The 14,214-nt window shown below is 40.6% G+C and carries 12 protein-coding genes; 8 read left to right on the plus strand and 4 right to left on the minus strand.

The annotated features are described in order from the left end of the window. Positions 1 to 673: 673 nt before the first annotated feature. Positions 674 to 1,699 carry a D-alanine--D-alanine ligase family protein gene (locus ABF638_RS07165; protein ID WP_435021472.1) on the plus strand — a complete coding sequence of 342 codons (1,026 nt, stop codon included), beginning with the start codon at positions 674 to 676 and terminating at the stop codon, positions 1,697 to 1,699. 151 nt (positions 1,700 to 1,850) lie between these two features. On the opposite strand, the gene ABF638_RS07170 is transcribed toward ABF638_RS07165, so the two are convergent. The 3 genes from ABF638_RS07170 to ABF638_RS07180 form a co-directional block, all read right to left on the minus strand. Beyond that, the gene (locus ABF638_RS07170) at positions 1,851 to 3,239 is read right to left on the minus strand and encodes an ATP-grasp domain-containing protein (RefSeq protein WP_435021474.1); all 1,389 of its coding nucleotides are present in this window, start codon (positions 3,237 to 3,239) and stop codon (positions 1,851 to 1,853) included. A gap of 130 nt (positions 3,240 to 3,369) precedes the next feature. Continuing rightward, positions 3,370 to 4,203 carry an O-methyltransferase gene (locus tag ABF638_RS07175; RefSeq protein WP_435021476.1) on the minus strand — a complete coding sequence of 278 codons (834 nt, stop codon included), beginning with the start codon at positions 4,201 to 4,203 and terminating at the stop codon, positions 3,370 to 3,372. A 4-nt stretch (positions 4,204 to 4,207) separates the two neighbouring features. Beyond that, positions 4,208 to 5,440: a sedoheptulose 7-phosphate cyclase gene (locus ABF638_RS07180; protein ID WP_435021478.1), complete on the minus strand. Its 1,233-nt coding sequence runs from the start codon at positions 5,438 to 5,440 to the stop codon at positions 4,208 to 4,210. A gap of 969 nt (positions 5,441 to 6,409) precedes the next feature. Between ABF638_RS07180 and ABF638_RS07185 the strand changes: the two genes are divergently transcribed. The 4 genes from ABF638_RS07185 to ABF638_RS07200 all read left to right on the plus strand — a co-directional run bounded on the left by ABF638_RS07185 (position 6,410) and on the right by ABF638_RS07200 (position 10,166). Further along, positions 6,410 to 7,126, plus strand: a complete 717-nt coding sequence (locus ABF638_RS07185; protein ID WP_435021480.1) for a methyltransferase domain-containing protein — start codon at positions 6,410 to 6,412, stop codon at positions 7,124 to 7,126. Positions 7,127 to 7,529: 403 nt separating this feature from the next. Next, positions 7,530 to 8,609, plus strand: a complete 1,080-nt coding sequence (locus ABF638_RS07190; protein WP_435021482.1) for a M4 family metallopeptidase — start codon at positions 7,530 to 7,532, stop codon at positions 8,607 to 8,609. Between the two features lie 176 nt (positions 8,610 to 8,785). Next, positions 8,786 to 9,085, plus strand: coding sequence for a protealysin inhibitor emfourin (locus ABF638_RS07195; protein ID WP_181928858.1), 300 nt, complete (start codon positions 8,786 to 8,788; stop codon positions 9,083 to 9,085). Between the two features lie 178 nt (positions 9,086 to 9,263). Further along, complete coding sequence (locus ABF638_RS07200) at positions 9,264 to 10,166, plus strand: DUF4437 domain-containing protein (protein ID WP_435021484.1); 903 nt, start codon at positions 9,264 to 9,266, stop codon at positions 10,164 to 10,166. 30 nt (positions 10,167 to 10,196) lie between these two features. Here the strand turns inward: ABF638_RS07200 and ABF638_RS07205 are convergent, their stop codons facing one another. Next, positions 10,197 to 11,681: an amidohydrolase family protein gene (locus ABF638_RS07205; protein WP_435021486.1), complete on the minus strand. Its 1,485-nt coding sequence runs from the start codon at positions 11,679 to 11,681 to the stop codon at positions 10,197 to 10,199. Between the two features lie 117 nt (positions 11,682 to 11,798). Here ABF638_RS07205 and ABF638_RS07210 point away from each other — a divergent pair, with 117 nt between their 5' ends. The 3 genes from ABF638_RS07210 to ABF638_RS07220 all read left to right on the plus strand — a co-directional run bounded on the left by ABF638_RS07210 (position 11,799) and on the right by ABF638_RS07220 (position 14,134). After that, complete coding sequence (locus tag ABF638_RS07210; protein WP_435021566.1) at positions 11,799 to 12,593, plus strand: aspartyl/asparaginyl beta-hydroxylase domain-containing protein; 795 nt, start codon at positions 11,799 to 11,801, stop codon at positions 12,591 to 12,593. A 96-nt stretch (positions 12,594 to 12,689) separates the two neighbouring features. Continuing rightward, complete coding sequence (locus ABF638_RS07215; protein WP_435021488.1) at positions 12,690 to 13,697, plus strand: zinc-binding dehydrogenase; 1,008 nt, start codon at positions 12,690 to 12,692, stop codon at positions 13,695 to 13,697. A 38-nt stretch (positions 13,698 to 13,735) separates the two neighbouring features. Further along, the gene (locus tag ABF638_RS07220) at positions 13,736 to 14,134 is read left to right on the plus strand and encodes a nuclear transport factor 2 family protein (protein WP_435021490.1); all 399 of its coding nucleotides are present in this window, start codon (positions 13,736 to 13,738) and stop codon (positions 14,132 to 14,134) included. Positions 14,135 to 14,214: the final 80 nt, after the last annotated feature.

Here is a 14,214-nt window from a genome sequence, read left to right on the forward strand (position 1 = left end):
TCGCCGTCTCTACAATAATCGGTCTTTTGTAGAGACGGCGATTCATCGCGTCTTTGTGATCTAAAATTTTCATCAAAAAGCCTTAACCGAACCGTATTGCCATAGCACTAGATTTTCAACTTGTAGGTACTTCGTTCTCAAGCGAAGCTTGGGAATGCATTCATTGAGCCTCTGACTCAATCTTTAGCCTCTAGTAAGCCATTCCTATGCAGAGCCTGACTTTTCACGGCATCTGGAAAACCTCTCTCTAAATCTCTCTTCTAAAAGGAGAGAGACTTTGAATTTCCCCTTTCCCGCATCGGGAAGGGGGTTAGGTTTTTCGTGGATTTTTCCACATAACGTGAAAAGTCAGATGCAGAGCATGGGAACAAGAGAACAATGAAAAAATCGAGCTTTTTTCGACTTGTGTGTGTACCCTACGATTTAAGGTTGACATTATAAATGGCATCTAAATATTTTATGGTGTGATTGAGAGTTATTTTTGATCTCAATTTTAGAAACTAAAAACAGTAATAATTTAACAATTTTTTTCAATTAACTGTTGTTTAAAACTACCAAATAAAAAACTTGCATGACAAATTTTTTCAGCCATATTAACTATATGATAATAAGAGAAGTGCAATATTTTCTCCAGCATTGAATAACCATTAAAAATTACTCAGGAAGATGAATTATGCCAGTACTTAATATCCTTCATTTAGTTGGGTCTGCACACAACGATTTTTACTGTGATTTATCACGCCTTTATGCCCAAGACTGTTTAGCAGCAATAGCAGATAAATCACTTTATAACTTTCAAATTGCATACATCACACCTGATCGCCAGTGGCGATTTCCTGACTCCCTTAGTCGAGAAGATATTGCTCTCACTAAGCCGATTCCTCTGTTTGATGCTATACAGTTTCTAACAGTGCAAAACATTGACATTATGTTACCACAAATGTTTTGTATTCCTGGAATGACTCAGTATCGCGCCCTATTCGATCTGCTCAACATTCCTTACATAGGGAATACTCCAGATATCATGGCGATCGCAGCCCACAAAGCCAGAGCCAAAGCAATTGTCGAAGCCGCAGGGGTGAAAGTGCCTCGTGGAGAACTGCTCCGCCAAGGAGATATTACGACAATTACACCTCCAGTAGTCATTAAACCTGTAAGTTCGGACAACTCTTTAGGAGTGACTTTAGTCAAAGAGGTTACTGAATATGATGCTGCTCTGAAAAAAGCATTTGAATATGCTTCGGAGGTAATCGTAGAAGAGTTTATCGAACTTGGTCGAGAAGTCAGATGCGGTATTCTTGCCAAAGACGGGGAGCTAATCGGTTTACCCCTTGAAGAGTATCTGGTAGACCCTCACGATAAACCTATCCGCAACTATGTTGATAAACTGCAACAAACGGACGATGGCGATTTGCATTTTGCTGCTAAAGATAATATTAAGTCTTGGATTGTAGACTCTAGCGATCCAATTACCCAAAAGGTTCAAGAAGTGGCTAAGAAGTGTCATCAGGCTTTAGGTTGTCGCCACTACAGTTTATTTGATTTCCGCATCGACCCAAAGGGACAACCTTGGTTTTTAGAAGCCGGATTGTATTGTTCTTTTGCTCCCAAAAGTGTGATTTCTTCTATGGCGAAAGCAGCAGGAATCCCTCTAAATGATTTATTAATAACCGCTATCAATGAAACGTTGGGCAAGTAATACAACAGAGTTCAGAATTCATTGGTCAAAATGGGCTTGTTCGTAATAAGGACTTTAGTCCTGTCTTTGGGGACTGAAGTCCCCACTACAAACTGTTTATTATGGGTAATTTGGCGGACATCATAATTACGAATTACGAATTACGAATTACTTAGTCTCCGCCTAATTCCACGAGTTTACCGATATTGAAGTCAATTTTTACCCAGCCTTTGAGTTGTTGCAGGTTTTGTAGCAAAAGTAAAGTAATCTGCCAATGGTGCAAAGTTAAAAATGGTATTGGATCATTTATTTGATAAATAGCATCTGTACCTCGTACTAACCTCCCAAACCAAGTTTGCAATTGTTTTCCAGAGCGAATCCCAGTCAGTCGCCAGATTTCGTGATATATCCAATAAGTGGGCTTGCTATCAGCTAAAGGTTCTAGGGGTGTAGCTAGGGGAGTTTTCCCAAAATAGGCTTCTGCAACACCTGGGTGATTGTAAAACATTGTGATCGCCGAATGGGTGCGGGGATTACATTCAATGGCGTAGGCTGTACCATCTTCAGCTTGGATAAAGTCGAAAGAGACTTGTCCAGTCAATCCCAAACTTTTGACGAAATGTTGCACCCATTCCCGAATTTGGGGATTTTCGACATTTTCATAGTTAATCTGAAACGCAGAAGAATCTGAGCAGCAATGCAACCTTAATTCACCATCCCGAACTGTGCTATGGGTGCATAATTCTTTCCCAGGAATAAACTCTTGCATAATCCAAGGTTTTTCTGGGCTGATGGGTAAACTCTTGACAAAGGCTGCTGTCTCTTCTGGGGTATCACAAGGGAGTTTGGTTAAATTTAAGCGACGAACCGAGTCGTAAGAAATACTTTTAATAATATATTTGCGCGTTTCTTTACTAAAATCAAAGTTGATAACTTGTTCAGGATCGGTAATTTTAAAAGATTTGGGAACAGATAAACCAAGCGATCGCGCCTGATCGGTAAAGGCAAATTTATCATCCAGCATCTTGGTTATCTCAGCATCGAAGTGAAAAACCTCACAGTATGCTGACAGTGAAGGTTTTGCTAAAGAGTCGTAATAACTAGCCACAGGACTGCATACGGGCACATAAATGTCAACCTTTTCTTTTTTGACGATTTCCAATAGCGCCTGTATGTAGCCTTCTGGGTCATCTTGTGGTGCTGGAACTGTATAAAAATGACTCACAGCATTTGAGAATCTATGCCCAGATAACCAGTATTTGTGACCTTCAACCAGAATAACTCTGTGTCCGGCGGCATGGAATGAGCGAGCAAGTTGCAATGCTTTAGTCATTTTGCCGCCACTCACCAAGATAGTCTGAGGATGGGCTGCAACGGCAGGTTTTTTTGTAAATAGAATGCTCCACAGCAGAGATAGCAATACGATCAAAGCGTTGAGAGGTAAAGCTATCAGCAGTAATGTTAGAGTTCCCAGAGTCTTGAATAGAGCTACTATTTTTAGTCTTATACCCGTTGAGGGCGTTGTGGATTCAGGGAGTGATAAGGAGATTGATTGAGCCATAAGTCTTTCCTTTGCGTGGAATGCGGTCTTTTGTAGGGGCGCACAGATATGCACCCCTACCGGATATTGCATCCAAACAAGAACCGCTATAGAGTCGCCTTTTTGTGATGCTTTGAATTGATAGCGCCTGTTACACCAAGCGTCTAATCAGGGTTATACCATCTCGTATGGGTAACAGAACTTGCTCTACACGAGGATCTGCGGCAACAATGCGGTTGAATTTAGCGATCGCTTCACCATTAGCAGTACGCTGTTCGGATGGTAAGTAAACTTGTCCCTGTAACAACGTATTATCGACGCAGATTAAACCGTCGGGAGCCAGTAAATGGCTATCCAAGATAATTTGGAAGTATTCTACATACTCCTTTTTATCGGCATCAATGAAGATCAGATCAAATGATTCTTCTTTAGCCGCCAACTTGTGCAATGTCTCTAATGCAGGTGCTACTTCTACAACAATCTTGTCGCCGTGGGGAGACTCCTGAAAACAAGTTTGAGCAAATTCAGCCACATAAGAGTCTACCTCACAAGCAATGAGTCTCCCATCATCTGGTAACGCTTCTGCCATCGCCAAAGCCGAATATCCTGTAAACATTCCCACTTCCAGAATGCGTTTGGCTTTGGCAATATGCACAAACATCTTTAGTGTTTGTCCTTCAAGATGTCCTGAGAGCATTTCCTGCTCTAGTTGACGCACCGTTTCACCATCACTAAAGCGTTTACTCCAGTCTTCTTTGCTGGTCTTTTGCGCTAGTGCTGTCAATGCGGCCGATTCGGGAGTAGTGCAATCATCCAGATAGGGATCTAAACCTGCTGCTAATTGCAAACCTTGGCGCAGAGATGTCAATATCTCTAAAGGAATATTGCTCTCTTCTGCTATTCGGAGAGTTTTCTGTAGCTGTGCTACGAGGATGCTGTGTGGCGTAATTGGTCTAGCGGTATCTCGTCCTAAAATACTGGTCATGTTTTCACACTCCCAATAGTTTGGATTCTTCTTGAGTCTCGATGTAAGCGTCAATCCCATCTCCGCCACGAGGGTATGTAGCACACAGACGTTTGTGTTCAGCTAAGGCTGCATCTAGTTCTTCACGGGTGAAATCGTTAACAAAGAAGCATTCACCAATGGGTTTGGGCATAGCTGCGCGTTGTTTACCATCTCGCGTCAAGCTGATAGATTGGGTTGCATACCAGAGCAAATCGCTATCTAGTAAAGGATGATCGATTGATAAACCGATACGACTCATCAAGCTCAAAATGCGATCGCGTTCTCCAGTTGTAATGTAACCACGTCTTGCTGCAATGGTTGCAGATAAAGCCATGTCTATATTCACTGCATGACCGTGGAATAGCGGTACCATCGGGGCTAATTCTAGGGTAGGACTCCAAGTGTGACCGTAGGCGATGACGCGATCGAGGTCTAACTCATGCAAATTAGGAGTTTCCAACTCCAGCATAGTTTTAATTGCCTCGTAATTGAGTTTGTGTGCGATCGCTTTCAGTTCACTTGTGCCATTCACATGTCCAAAGTGAGTACGCAGCAACTCTTCGCCATATTCATCCAGCAATTCAAAGACTTCCGAGTTTGCAACAACAGCAATTTTGATTAATTCTGCCATGCCATTACGAACTTGAGCCGTTGGTAATGTTTGCAAAAAGGAGAAATCGAGGATCACTTTCAAAGGAGCATGATATGCACCCAAACGATTTTTTAACTTGCGATGGTTGACTGCAACCTTAATCGCCACACCAGCATCAATTAAACCAATCAGTGTGGTAGGAATACGAATGTAGTTGCTCTTGCGACGGTAAGAAGCACACGCAAAGCCAGCTACATCAGTGGTTAAACCACCACCCACTACTAACACCGGTTCCTTGCGGATTAAGCCAAAATCAGAAAAAGCATCAACAATTTTTTCAAAGGTTGCAAGGGTTTTAGTCGGCTCAGTAATGACAATGGGAACTACAGTCAGATCAATGTCATAGTGTCTAAAATATGACTTGATCTGCTTCCCATATAGTCTATTGACATTGGCATCAATCACTGTCAAACAGCGTCCTAATTTTGCATAGCTGTCTGCAATTTCTCTGTTATTGATATCAAATGCACCGTTCACATACACAAGACTAAACTCAATTTTTTCGTAACCTTCCACGCGAAATTCTGCTTCTGTTGCTTCAAACGATGCTTGAACATTACTCATTATTGTTGACCTTGATAGAAGTGAAAAATTTGTGATAATTAAGGCGATATTTGAGATTGACCCTGATGTATGGCAATAACAAATTGTGCTCATAAACGCCGAAAAATTTAGGCATTCTAAAGCAAGCTTTTACTAGAAAAGCTTATTATTATTAGCGAGCGATGCCACTAAATAACATCGTTATTTGTCTAAATTTTGTCAGCTATCCTCTGATTCGAGGTCGCCTCAAGACTAATCAACTAGTCCCCTTAAAAACTTATTGCCATAACGCTTAGGCTCTTTTGGGATTGTTGACCTGAATTGAGCAAGTTAACCCTAATTTAGATTAACTCCAGCATAGAATCGTAGAAAATTAACCTGAATGCAGATTAGCTTCACGATCAACTCTGCTATATCTACCTATAGATATAGAGGTTTTACAACTGTTTTAATTCGCAAAATTTCTAACAGAGAAAACTGGATAAACAGTTGATCTCCGGGCTTCCATTTAAGATTACAGCCCTGATTAACCTTCAGTTCGCTGTTTTTTAGCATTAGTCTCGAACCTTTTATCGCTAAACTTTCTACACTCTGTTTTACTCAGAGTGCCAGTGGACTTCTAGTTTGATTTAGTTAACTTTCTGTTCAGTATTGAATATACCAACGTCAGTAACTTTTTAAAACCAAGAATTTTAATTTATCAGAGTTACTAATCACACACATCAGTTTAACTCAATATATGAACATTTTTATCTTTACAAATCTTAAAAAAGAGTTAAATTGGCTTTTTCCTTTAAAATCATGGGATTTCAGCTTCAATTTAAGAGATAATTTTCTTGCACATAACATAAAATGTGATGTATGTATTCTGCCAAAAGTATATTGAGTGAATATTTTTTAATACAAGAACTTGTTTCTATCGATGTAGCGCGTACCTCGGTAATGATGGATGATTAATATGGAGAAGTGTGTCTATTTATTCCAATACCCATGCAACAGTTATTTCCCGGAGAGGTATTCGCCAACACTGCTGATTTTGACATTGGTATTCGCCAACTGTTACCCAGATATGATGAAATGTTGGAGGTAATTACCCGTTGTCTACCTTCCACAAGTCGGCGTATTTTAGAATTAGGCTGCGGTACTGGTGAACTTAGTCTCAAGATACTCAACCACTTTCCAGATGCCCAAGTAATTGCCTTAGATTATTCACCTCGAATGCTGCAATTTGCCCAAGAGAAAATCACAGCAGCTGGACATCAAAAACGTTGGACTGGTATACAAGCAGATTTTGGTGACTGGGCAAATAATCCAGAGAAATTAGATATTGGTAGTGAATTTGATGCCTGTGTCTCATCCTTGGCAATCCACCATCTCCAAGATGAGATGAAATTCAAGTTATTTGAGCGAATTGCTACTAGCCTGACTCAAGACGGCTATTTTTGGAATGCAGACCCCACTTTACCAGAATCACCAGCCTTAGTAGAAGCTTACAAGGCGGCACGAGAGGAATGGTCAGTTGAACAGGGAACTAGTTTAACAGAGATTCGCGCCAAGCTTGGCGCTAGCAGCACTCAAGGTTACTCCAGTCAAGATCAGCTAGCTACCCTGGATGCTCATGTACAAATGTTGAGCAAAGCTGGATTTAAGACAGTTGCAGTACCTTGGAAATATTATGGACTGGCAGTGTTTGGTGGCTGGCTGTGAAAAATTGAGGTTTTGGATGCTTTAATTTGGCTCCAAGTGGGTATTTATAGCATTAAGAGCTTGATAGTAACAAAACAGTAATAAATAACATGATCTTTCTTAAGAAGAACTAATATATAAACGCATTAGGTCTGTAAAGGAGGTTTTGCTAACTCACGCAAGGATTTGGGCTGAAATTTGCGGTATATAAGCTTGCCTTGTGTTTTTATGCAATATTTTCACATCAGAAGTACCCATGAGGGTACTATCAATCCTCCGCAGACCTATCTGAAAATACAGAGTAGAAAATTTTATTCAAAAAAAACCAGGGGCACAGGATTTGGATTCGTTTTTCTGCTCGTTTCAAAAGTGGAGTTAAATCCACTGTTTGCCATCACCTAGTTTCAAAAGGAGAATATCTTGGATGGCTCGAAATAAAAAGAAATCAGCCGGGTTTAACTATGAGCATCCACTTTACTCTAGATGCCCGATTTGTTGTATTATCCCGCCCCACATGTTGGAAAATGTCGTGGTAAATGGCAACCCCCAGCAACGGAGTTGGGCTTTTCATACATTAAATGCTTCAGCACAGTTTCGCGGACGGAGAGATGTCATAGGTACTGTATCATTTGCACCTTCTCCGGGTGAAAAGCGCCGCACCATCTACGATGCAAAAAATGGCCAGCAACTTCCTGGTACATTGGTACGAGGTGAAGGAGAACCACCAAGCAGCGACGTAGCAGTGAATGAAGCCTATGATGCTGCTGGTGCTACTTATGACTTGTTTTATGAGATATTCGATCGCAATTCCATTGACGACAAAGGACTACGTTTAGACTCCACCGTGCATTATGGCGTCAAGTATGACAACGCCTTTTGGAACGGCGACCAAATGGTTTATGGTGATGGCGACGGAGAAATGTTTCAGCGCTTCACAAAGTCGATTGATGTGATTGGACATGAGTTAGCTCATGGGATAACTCAGTATGAAGCAGGTTTACAGTATTATGGAGAACCAGGGGCACTGAATGAATCGTTTTCTGATGTATTTGGTTGTCTGGTGAAACAAAAGACTAAAAATCAGACTGCACAAGAGGCAGATTGGCTAATTGGCGAAGGTCTTTTAGTACCGACTGTCAAAGGTGTTGCCCTCCGTTCCATGAAAGCACCAGGAACAGCATACAATGACCCAGTACTGGGTAAAGATCCCCAACCAGGTCACATGAAAGATAAATATACTGGTGCTGAAGATAATGCTGGGGTGCATATCAACTCAGGAATCCCTAACCATGCCTTTTATCTAGCGGCTGTTGAGATTGGTGGCTATGCTTGGGAAAAAGCTGGTAAAATATGGTACATAGCTTTGCGCGATCGCTTACGTGCCAAAGCAGATTTTAAAAAAGCTGCCAACGTCACCATTCAAGTTGCTGGCGAACTCTACGGTAATGACAGTCATGAGCAAAAAGCTGTACAGAACGCTTGGCAAAAGGTAGGAGTTCTCTAGGGGTTAGGAGTGTTGAGTGAGGAGTTAGGAATAAATGGTCAATACCTTCCACTCCTTCACTCAACACTCACGACTGATAAATCTATTGTTTGTTGTTGCTAAAGTGGGAGGTGATAACTATCATCTCCCAGTATTTGTATTTATCCCAACTGAATAACACAACGGAGAGCAAAAAAATGCGAGTATCATTTGAACGCACAGGTGGCTTTGCCGGAATTAGCAAAAAGACAACTGTTGATACAGATACTCTCCCACCACATGAAGCAGCGACACTTCCCCGACTGGTGGAAGTTGCAGATTTATTTAGGCTACCTGAACTAATTACCTCGCCAAATCCCCAGAGCGATCGCTTTCAGTATAAGTTAACAGTGGAAGATAACGGTAAGCAGCATACGGTGACTGTCAGTGAGTCAGCATTACCAGGAACCTTAAGACCACTGATTGAATGGCTACAAACCATAGCACAAAAAAGGTAATTTGCTGAATTAACAAATAAAATTAAATGCCTAATGAGAAGCATATAAACCAATACAGTTCAGATAAGACCAAAACACTTGTAGAGACGGCGATTTATCGCATCTCGAAAACCCACAATTTTGTACAATTAGCCCTTAACCCAAGCGTATTGGCATATAAACAGGAGAATGTGAAGTCGTGAGCGAAGAGAATATAAATTTTAATTTTGCAGAAGAAAATCAAACTGATGATTTTTTGCATTTAGCATCTATAAAAGAGGATTGGGGTGGAGATGGAAGAGGGCGCATGAACCTATCAGGAAGGCGTACAGCCATCTCCAAAGAGTATGTACCTCGCCAGTACCAATTTTTTGATACAAATGCCGTAGCAGAAGAACACCGTTGGCGAGTTAGTGGAATGCCAGAGAATGTAGTAGCTGGAAGCCGTCGATTACTTACTTGGCATGACAGTGGTGCATCAACCTCAAGAGTTGTAATACCACGGCAGTTTGAAGCACCGTCTGGCTTCTTTACTTCTGATTTGGAGATTTTCGTGCTTAGGGGCGCAATCCAAGTGGGAGAGTGGCAGTTAACCAAGCATGGCTACTCCTTTATCCCCGCAGGAGTGAGAGTAGGCCCTTGGAAAGTGCTAGGTGATGAGGAAGCAGAAATCCTCTGGATGGAAAACGGTTCTCTCAAGTATAAATATACGCTAAACGATCATCCAGATGCTAGACTGCGTGACTTCATCCCAGCATTGGATAGCAAATTGCTACCGTGGGGCAATACAGAAACAGTTCAATTTGTACAAGCAAATAAGAAGTGGCTAAGGAAGGATAATAACGGGGGTGGAGTCTGGCTGCTTGCTATCTTGCCACATTATGATGGCAAGTCCCCAATGATTCAATGTTATAACGAGGAAGGGTATTGCCTAGCTGGATACTGTGATATTGGAGACCACCGATTTGTAAAAAATTATTTTGCTTATGGTCCTAGTTTTATGACCTCTCCTTGGCACAGAACAGATGATGGTTGCTTATTCCTTATCCGAGTTGATAGGGATTTATCACAAGTTTCAACAGTTTTGTCATATCCACACTAATAAACACATAGTTTGTAAACAGCAAGGTTTCTATATAGACATTCTAGAAGGTCTTTTTAAATAGCGCCCAATAGGTGAACCTAGAACTTTTCCATTGTTGTAAATCAAGTTTCCGCGCAGAAAAGTACTCTTCACCCTTCCACTTAATTCCACTCCTTCAAAAGGTGTATAACCTTGTTGTGACTCTGACTCAGCCGCACGTACCACAAAGCTTTCATTTGGGTCTACCAGTACCAAATCAGCATCATAACCAATGGAAATATCGCCTTTTTCTAACAAACCAAAGCGTCGGGATGGGTTCCAAGATAGCAATTTAGCCATCTGGTTGTAAGACATTCCCCACTTACTACCTTCACTAAAAACACCAGAAAGTAAATATTCTGTACCGCCAAAACCAGACTTTGCTAACCAAATATTATTCGGGTCTTTAGCACTTCTTTTTTGTTCAGCAGAACAGCAAGCATGGTCGCTAACTATCCAATCTACTTGATTGTTGAGTACTGCTTGCCATAAATATTCCACATCGGCACGGGGACGAATAGGAGGGTTGACTTTTGCCCAAATTGTATTAGGAGTATCGACATCTAATAACAAATGTCCAACAGTAACTTCTCGCCGAAAATTGATATGAGGAAAAGCAGTTTGCATAGTCAAAGCTGCTTCCATTGCTTTACGCGAACTTAGATGCAACAAATTGATATTTGCACAGTTAGTCTCGTTTGCTAAATAAGAAGCAATACAAATTGCTAAACCTTCAGAATGAGGTGGACGCGCTGCACTGTAAGCGTGTAATCCGCTCAGACTAGAGTCATTTTCAACTATTTTGGTATAAGCATTTAGAATTTCTGCAACTTCGCAGTGCAAACTCAAGCTGATAGTATCTCGCGCTTCTGGATGTTTTTCCATCAAGCGAGTTAGACCACGCATAATAAATTCAAAATGGGCGAAATCATACCGTTCCTCTTTATTAATCATCAAAAAGAGGTTTTGCTGGTCTGACAAACCATGCAAGCCATAACCGCCATAAAACATGAAGATTTTAAACGAAGATACACCGTGTTCTTCAAACAATAGAGGTATTTCGTCAATATGCTGGCTAGCTATAGGTGCGATGTGATAGCTGTAATCTACAAAAAAATTACCTGCGGATAAAGCCAACACCTCTGGAAAAAAATCGCGGTAGGAGCCGCCTTTGTTAAGGTAATACTGCCCTGTACGGATATAATTTAAGCTGGTAGTCACGCCTCCCATTGCGGCTGCTTTGGTTTCAGTTACAGCATCTTTGTCGAGAGATTGATAGATACCGATGTGCATGTGGGCATCTACGACCCCAGGAAAGCCCAGTAAATTTTTGCCATCAAATACCTCTTTGCCTGTGTCTGGGCTAATATTAGGGGCAATCTGAGCAAATTTTCCATCCTTAATTCCTAAATCAAGTAGTTCGATTGCATCCTGATGGGGACGAACTACCCGCACATTTTTGATAATTTGATCTAATACGGGAGTTTCAGACATAGTAGACCTCACACTAAAATGAGTTTAGTTAGGAATTCCAACATTGAATCGAGACGAAAACCAAATCCCATAATTATATAACGGTTTTTTATGAAATCACCTTCAGGAGAAAAGACAATGGAAAGTTTTAATGAGTATCATATAGACCCAAAAGAATTTACTTTTCTGAAAAGTTTTGAAGATAACTGGCAAGTTATTAGAGATGAGTTTACATCTTTTATTAAGGATGCATCTGATGACGAGTTAAAATTAGCTTATGATATTTTGGGGCCGAAAAGTCAAACGATTAGAACCAAAGGTGATGCAAAATATAGTGCTTTTGGTATTTTATTTCAAGGTATGTTTATTGAACAATATATTAAAGCATATCAAATACAATATCCTGATTATGGGTCAGATGATGCATCACAAAAAGCACTTATATTAAGAGAGAAATATTTTCCTAATTTAGCTAATGTCATAAAAAATGTGAACTTGATTGATGATGAGATCATCAGAAATGTGTATTTTGGTACATTCCGTCCAGGCTTGGATATCAAGCTGCATGTAAACTATAACCCTCACATGAATCGTGGCTATTTAGGATTAATTGTGCCAGAGGGAGATGTGGCTATGAAAATATGCCATGAGCAGCTTTATTGGCATGAAGGAAAATTCCTAGTTTTAGATCATAGCTATCCTCACTGCCCGCATAATTACACCAACTATGACAGAACTGTTTTGGTTGTAGACTTTTTTAAACCGGATAAATCTAGAGATGAAGTTATCCAATTTGAGAAAGAGCAAGTCACACAACGGATGCAAGATAATCCTTACAGTTTAGGCGTTTTTGGTAAAAGTGATAAAGCTAAAGTAGAAGATTTTATTAAGTATGGTTTAGCTCATCAGTTAGAGTGGGATAAAGCTTTATAAATTAGTGTAATGCACCATGCACCTTAGATAGTTGATAGTGCGTTAGCTGAAAGCATAACGCACCCTGCATTTGTATTTCTTAAATAAGATTGGTAAATGAATTCAAAAACTTACAGAAAGTTAAGAGCAAAGCAACTTAATCAAGATTTTAAATCTGCCGTTGAAATTGTCGAAGTTCCTATTTACCAACCCGCTGCTAGTGAACTTGTAATTCAAAACAAATTTGCTGGCGTTAACGGTGGCTTTGACACCTTACTTTGTCATGGTGATGTTCCCTATATTAACTTAATTCCTCCCTTTGATTTAGGTGTGGAAGCTGTAGGGACAGTTATCGCGATGGGTGAAAATGTCAAAGATTTCCAAATAGGTGATGCTGTAGTAACGACTTGGCGAGGTGGCGGCTATAGAGAATATCAGGTTATCGATGCAAACTTAGCGGTGAAGGTGCGGGAAGCAACGCCAGAATTGTTAACACTAATGCCTACAGGTGTATCAGCTTTGGTTGCACTGGAACAAGTAGGGGAAATGAAAAGTAATGAAGTGGTTTTAGTGACAGCAGCAGCAGGAGGAACTGGTCATATTGCGGTGCAATTGGCAAAGCTAGCTGGTAATCATGTCATTGGTACTTGTAGCTCTGAAGCAAAGGCAAAGTTACTAAGAGAATTAGGGTGCGATCGCATTATCAACTATCGCACAGAAAATCTCAATCAAGTTCTCAAGCAAGAATACCCCAATGGGATTAATTTAATTTTCGACTGTGTAGGCAAACAGGTTTTTGATACCTGTGTTGAAAACTTGGCGGTGCGGGGACGATTAGTAGTAGTTGGTTTCATCTCCGAATACGTAAATAGTGCTGAACAAATTACACAGCCACGCCTTTATCACCAGTTATTTTGGAAAGCAGCTTCTGTGAGAGGCTTTCTCATGTCACATTATAAAGAATATATGACAGAGGCACGCGATCGCCTTTTAAACCTGTTCTACACAGAAAAACTCACAGTTGCCGTTGACCCAACCCAGTTTCAAGGCATAGAATCAATACCCGACGCTGTACAATATCTCCTCAGTGGTCAGAATTGTGGCAAAGTTGTGGTGAAGTTTTAAGTAATACGGTATTAATTTATATCCAGTCAGGGGTGAGAATGACACAAGATTCAGAAAATACTTTAAAAGTTGCTCGACAGGCATTTGAGCATCTTACGCATGGTATGGCGACAGGAGAGTGGGAAGCATTATTAGATATGCTTACAGAAGATTTTACCCTTTGGTTTCCAATGGGAAAATTCCACGGTTCAAATGTGGGAAAAGAGCGAGCTAGAGAATTCTTCGAGTACGTTTTTGAATCCTTCAATCCTGGTTTGAACCTGACTGGTTTAGACCGTGTTACTAGTAATGAAACGACAGCTGTCTTTGAGTTTCGAGATGAGGGACTTTTGTTTGGACAGCTTTATAAAAATCGGGTAGCAGTTTCCTTTGATGTCCGTGGAGACAAGATTTGTGGCTATAGGGAATACTTTGGCAGCGATGGCAAATCCTATTAAATAATTCGTAATGACGCTCCTGCGTCGCTAACGCTGCGCTAACGTAATTCGTAATTCGTAATTACAAATTATTTAATTTA

This window comes from Nostoc sp. CALU 1950, assembly GCF_051172895.1.
Classification (GTDB): domain Bacteria; phylum Cyanobacteriota; class Cyanobacteriia; order Cyanobacteriales; family Nostocaceae; genus Nostoc; species Nostoc edaphicum_A.

Excerpts from the sequence above, each read along its gene's own strand:
- ABF638_RS07220 (WP_435021490.1), top strand. The coding sequence starts at position 13,736 with ATGACACAAGATTCAGAAAATACTTTAAAAGTTGCTCGACAGGCATTT.
- ABF638_RS07210 (WP_435021566.1), top strand. The coding sequence starts at position 11,799 with ATGGAAAGTTTTAATGAGTATCATATAGACCCAAAAGAATTTACTTTT.
- ABF638_RS07185 (WP_435021480.1), top strand. The coding sequence starts at position 6,410 with ATGCAACAGTTATTTCCCGGAGAGGTATTCGCCAACACTGCTGATTTT.
- ABF638_RS07175 (WP_435021476.1), bottom strand. The coding sequence starts at position 4,203 with ATGACCAGTATTTTAGGACGAGATACCGCTAGACCAATTACGCCACAC.
- ABF638_RS07165 (WP_435021472.1), top strand. The coding sequence starts at position 674 with ATGCCAGTACTTAATATCCTTCATTTAGTTGGGTCTGCACACAACGAT.
- ABF638_RS07205 (WP_435021486.1), bottom strand. The coding sequence starts at position 11,681 with ATGTCTGAAACTCCCGTATTAGATCAAATTATCAAAAATGTGCGGGTA.
- ABF638_RS07195 (WP_181928858.1), top strand. The coding sequence starts at position 8,786 with ATGCGAGTATCATTTGAACGCACAGGTGGCTTTGCCGGAATTAGCAAA.
- ABF638_RS07190 (WP_435021482.1), top strand. The coding sequence starts at position 7,530 with ATGGCTCGAAATAAAAAGAAATCAGCCGGGTTTAACTATGAGCATCCA.
- ABF638_RS07180 (WP_435021478.1), bottom strand. The coding sequence starts at position 5,440 with ATGAGTAATGTTCAAGCATCGTTTGAAGCAACAGAAGCAGAATTTCGC.
- ABF638_RS07215 (WP_435021488.1), top strand. The coding sequence starts at position 12,690 with ATGAATTCAAAAACTTACAGAAAGTTAAGAGCAAAGCAACTTAATCAA.
- ABF638_RS07170 (WP_435021474.1), bottom strand. The coding sequence starts at position 3,239 with ATGGCTCAATCAATCTCCTTATCACTCCCTGAATCCACAACGCCCTCA.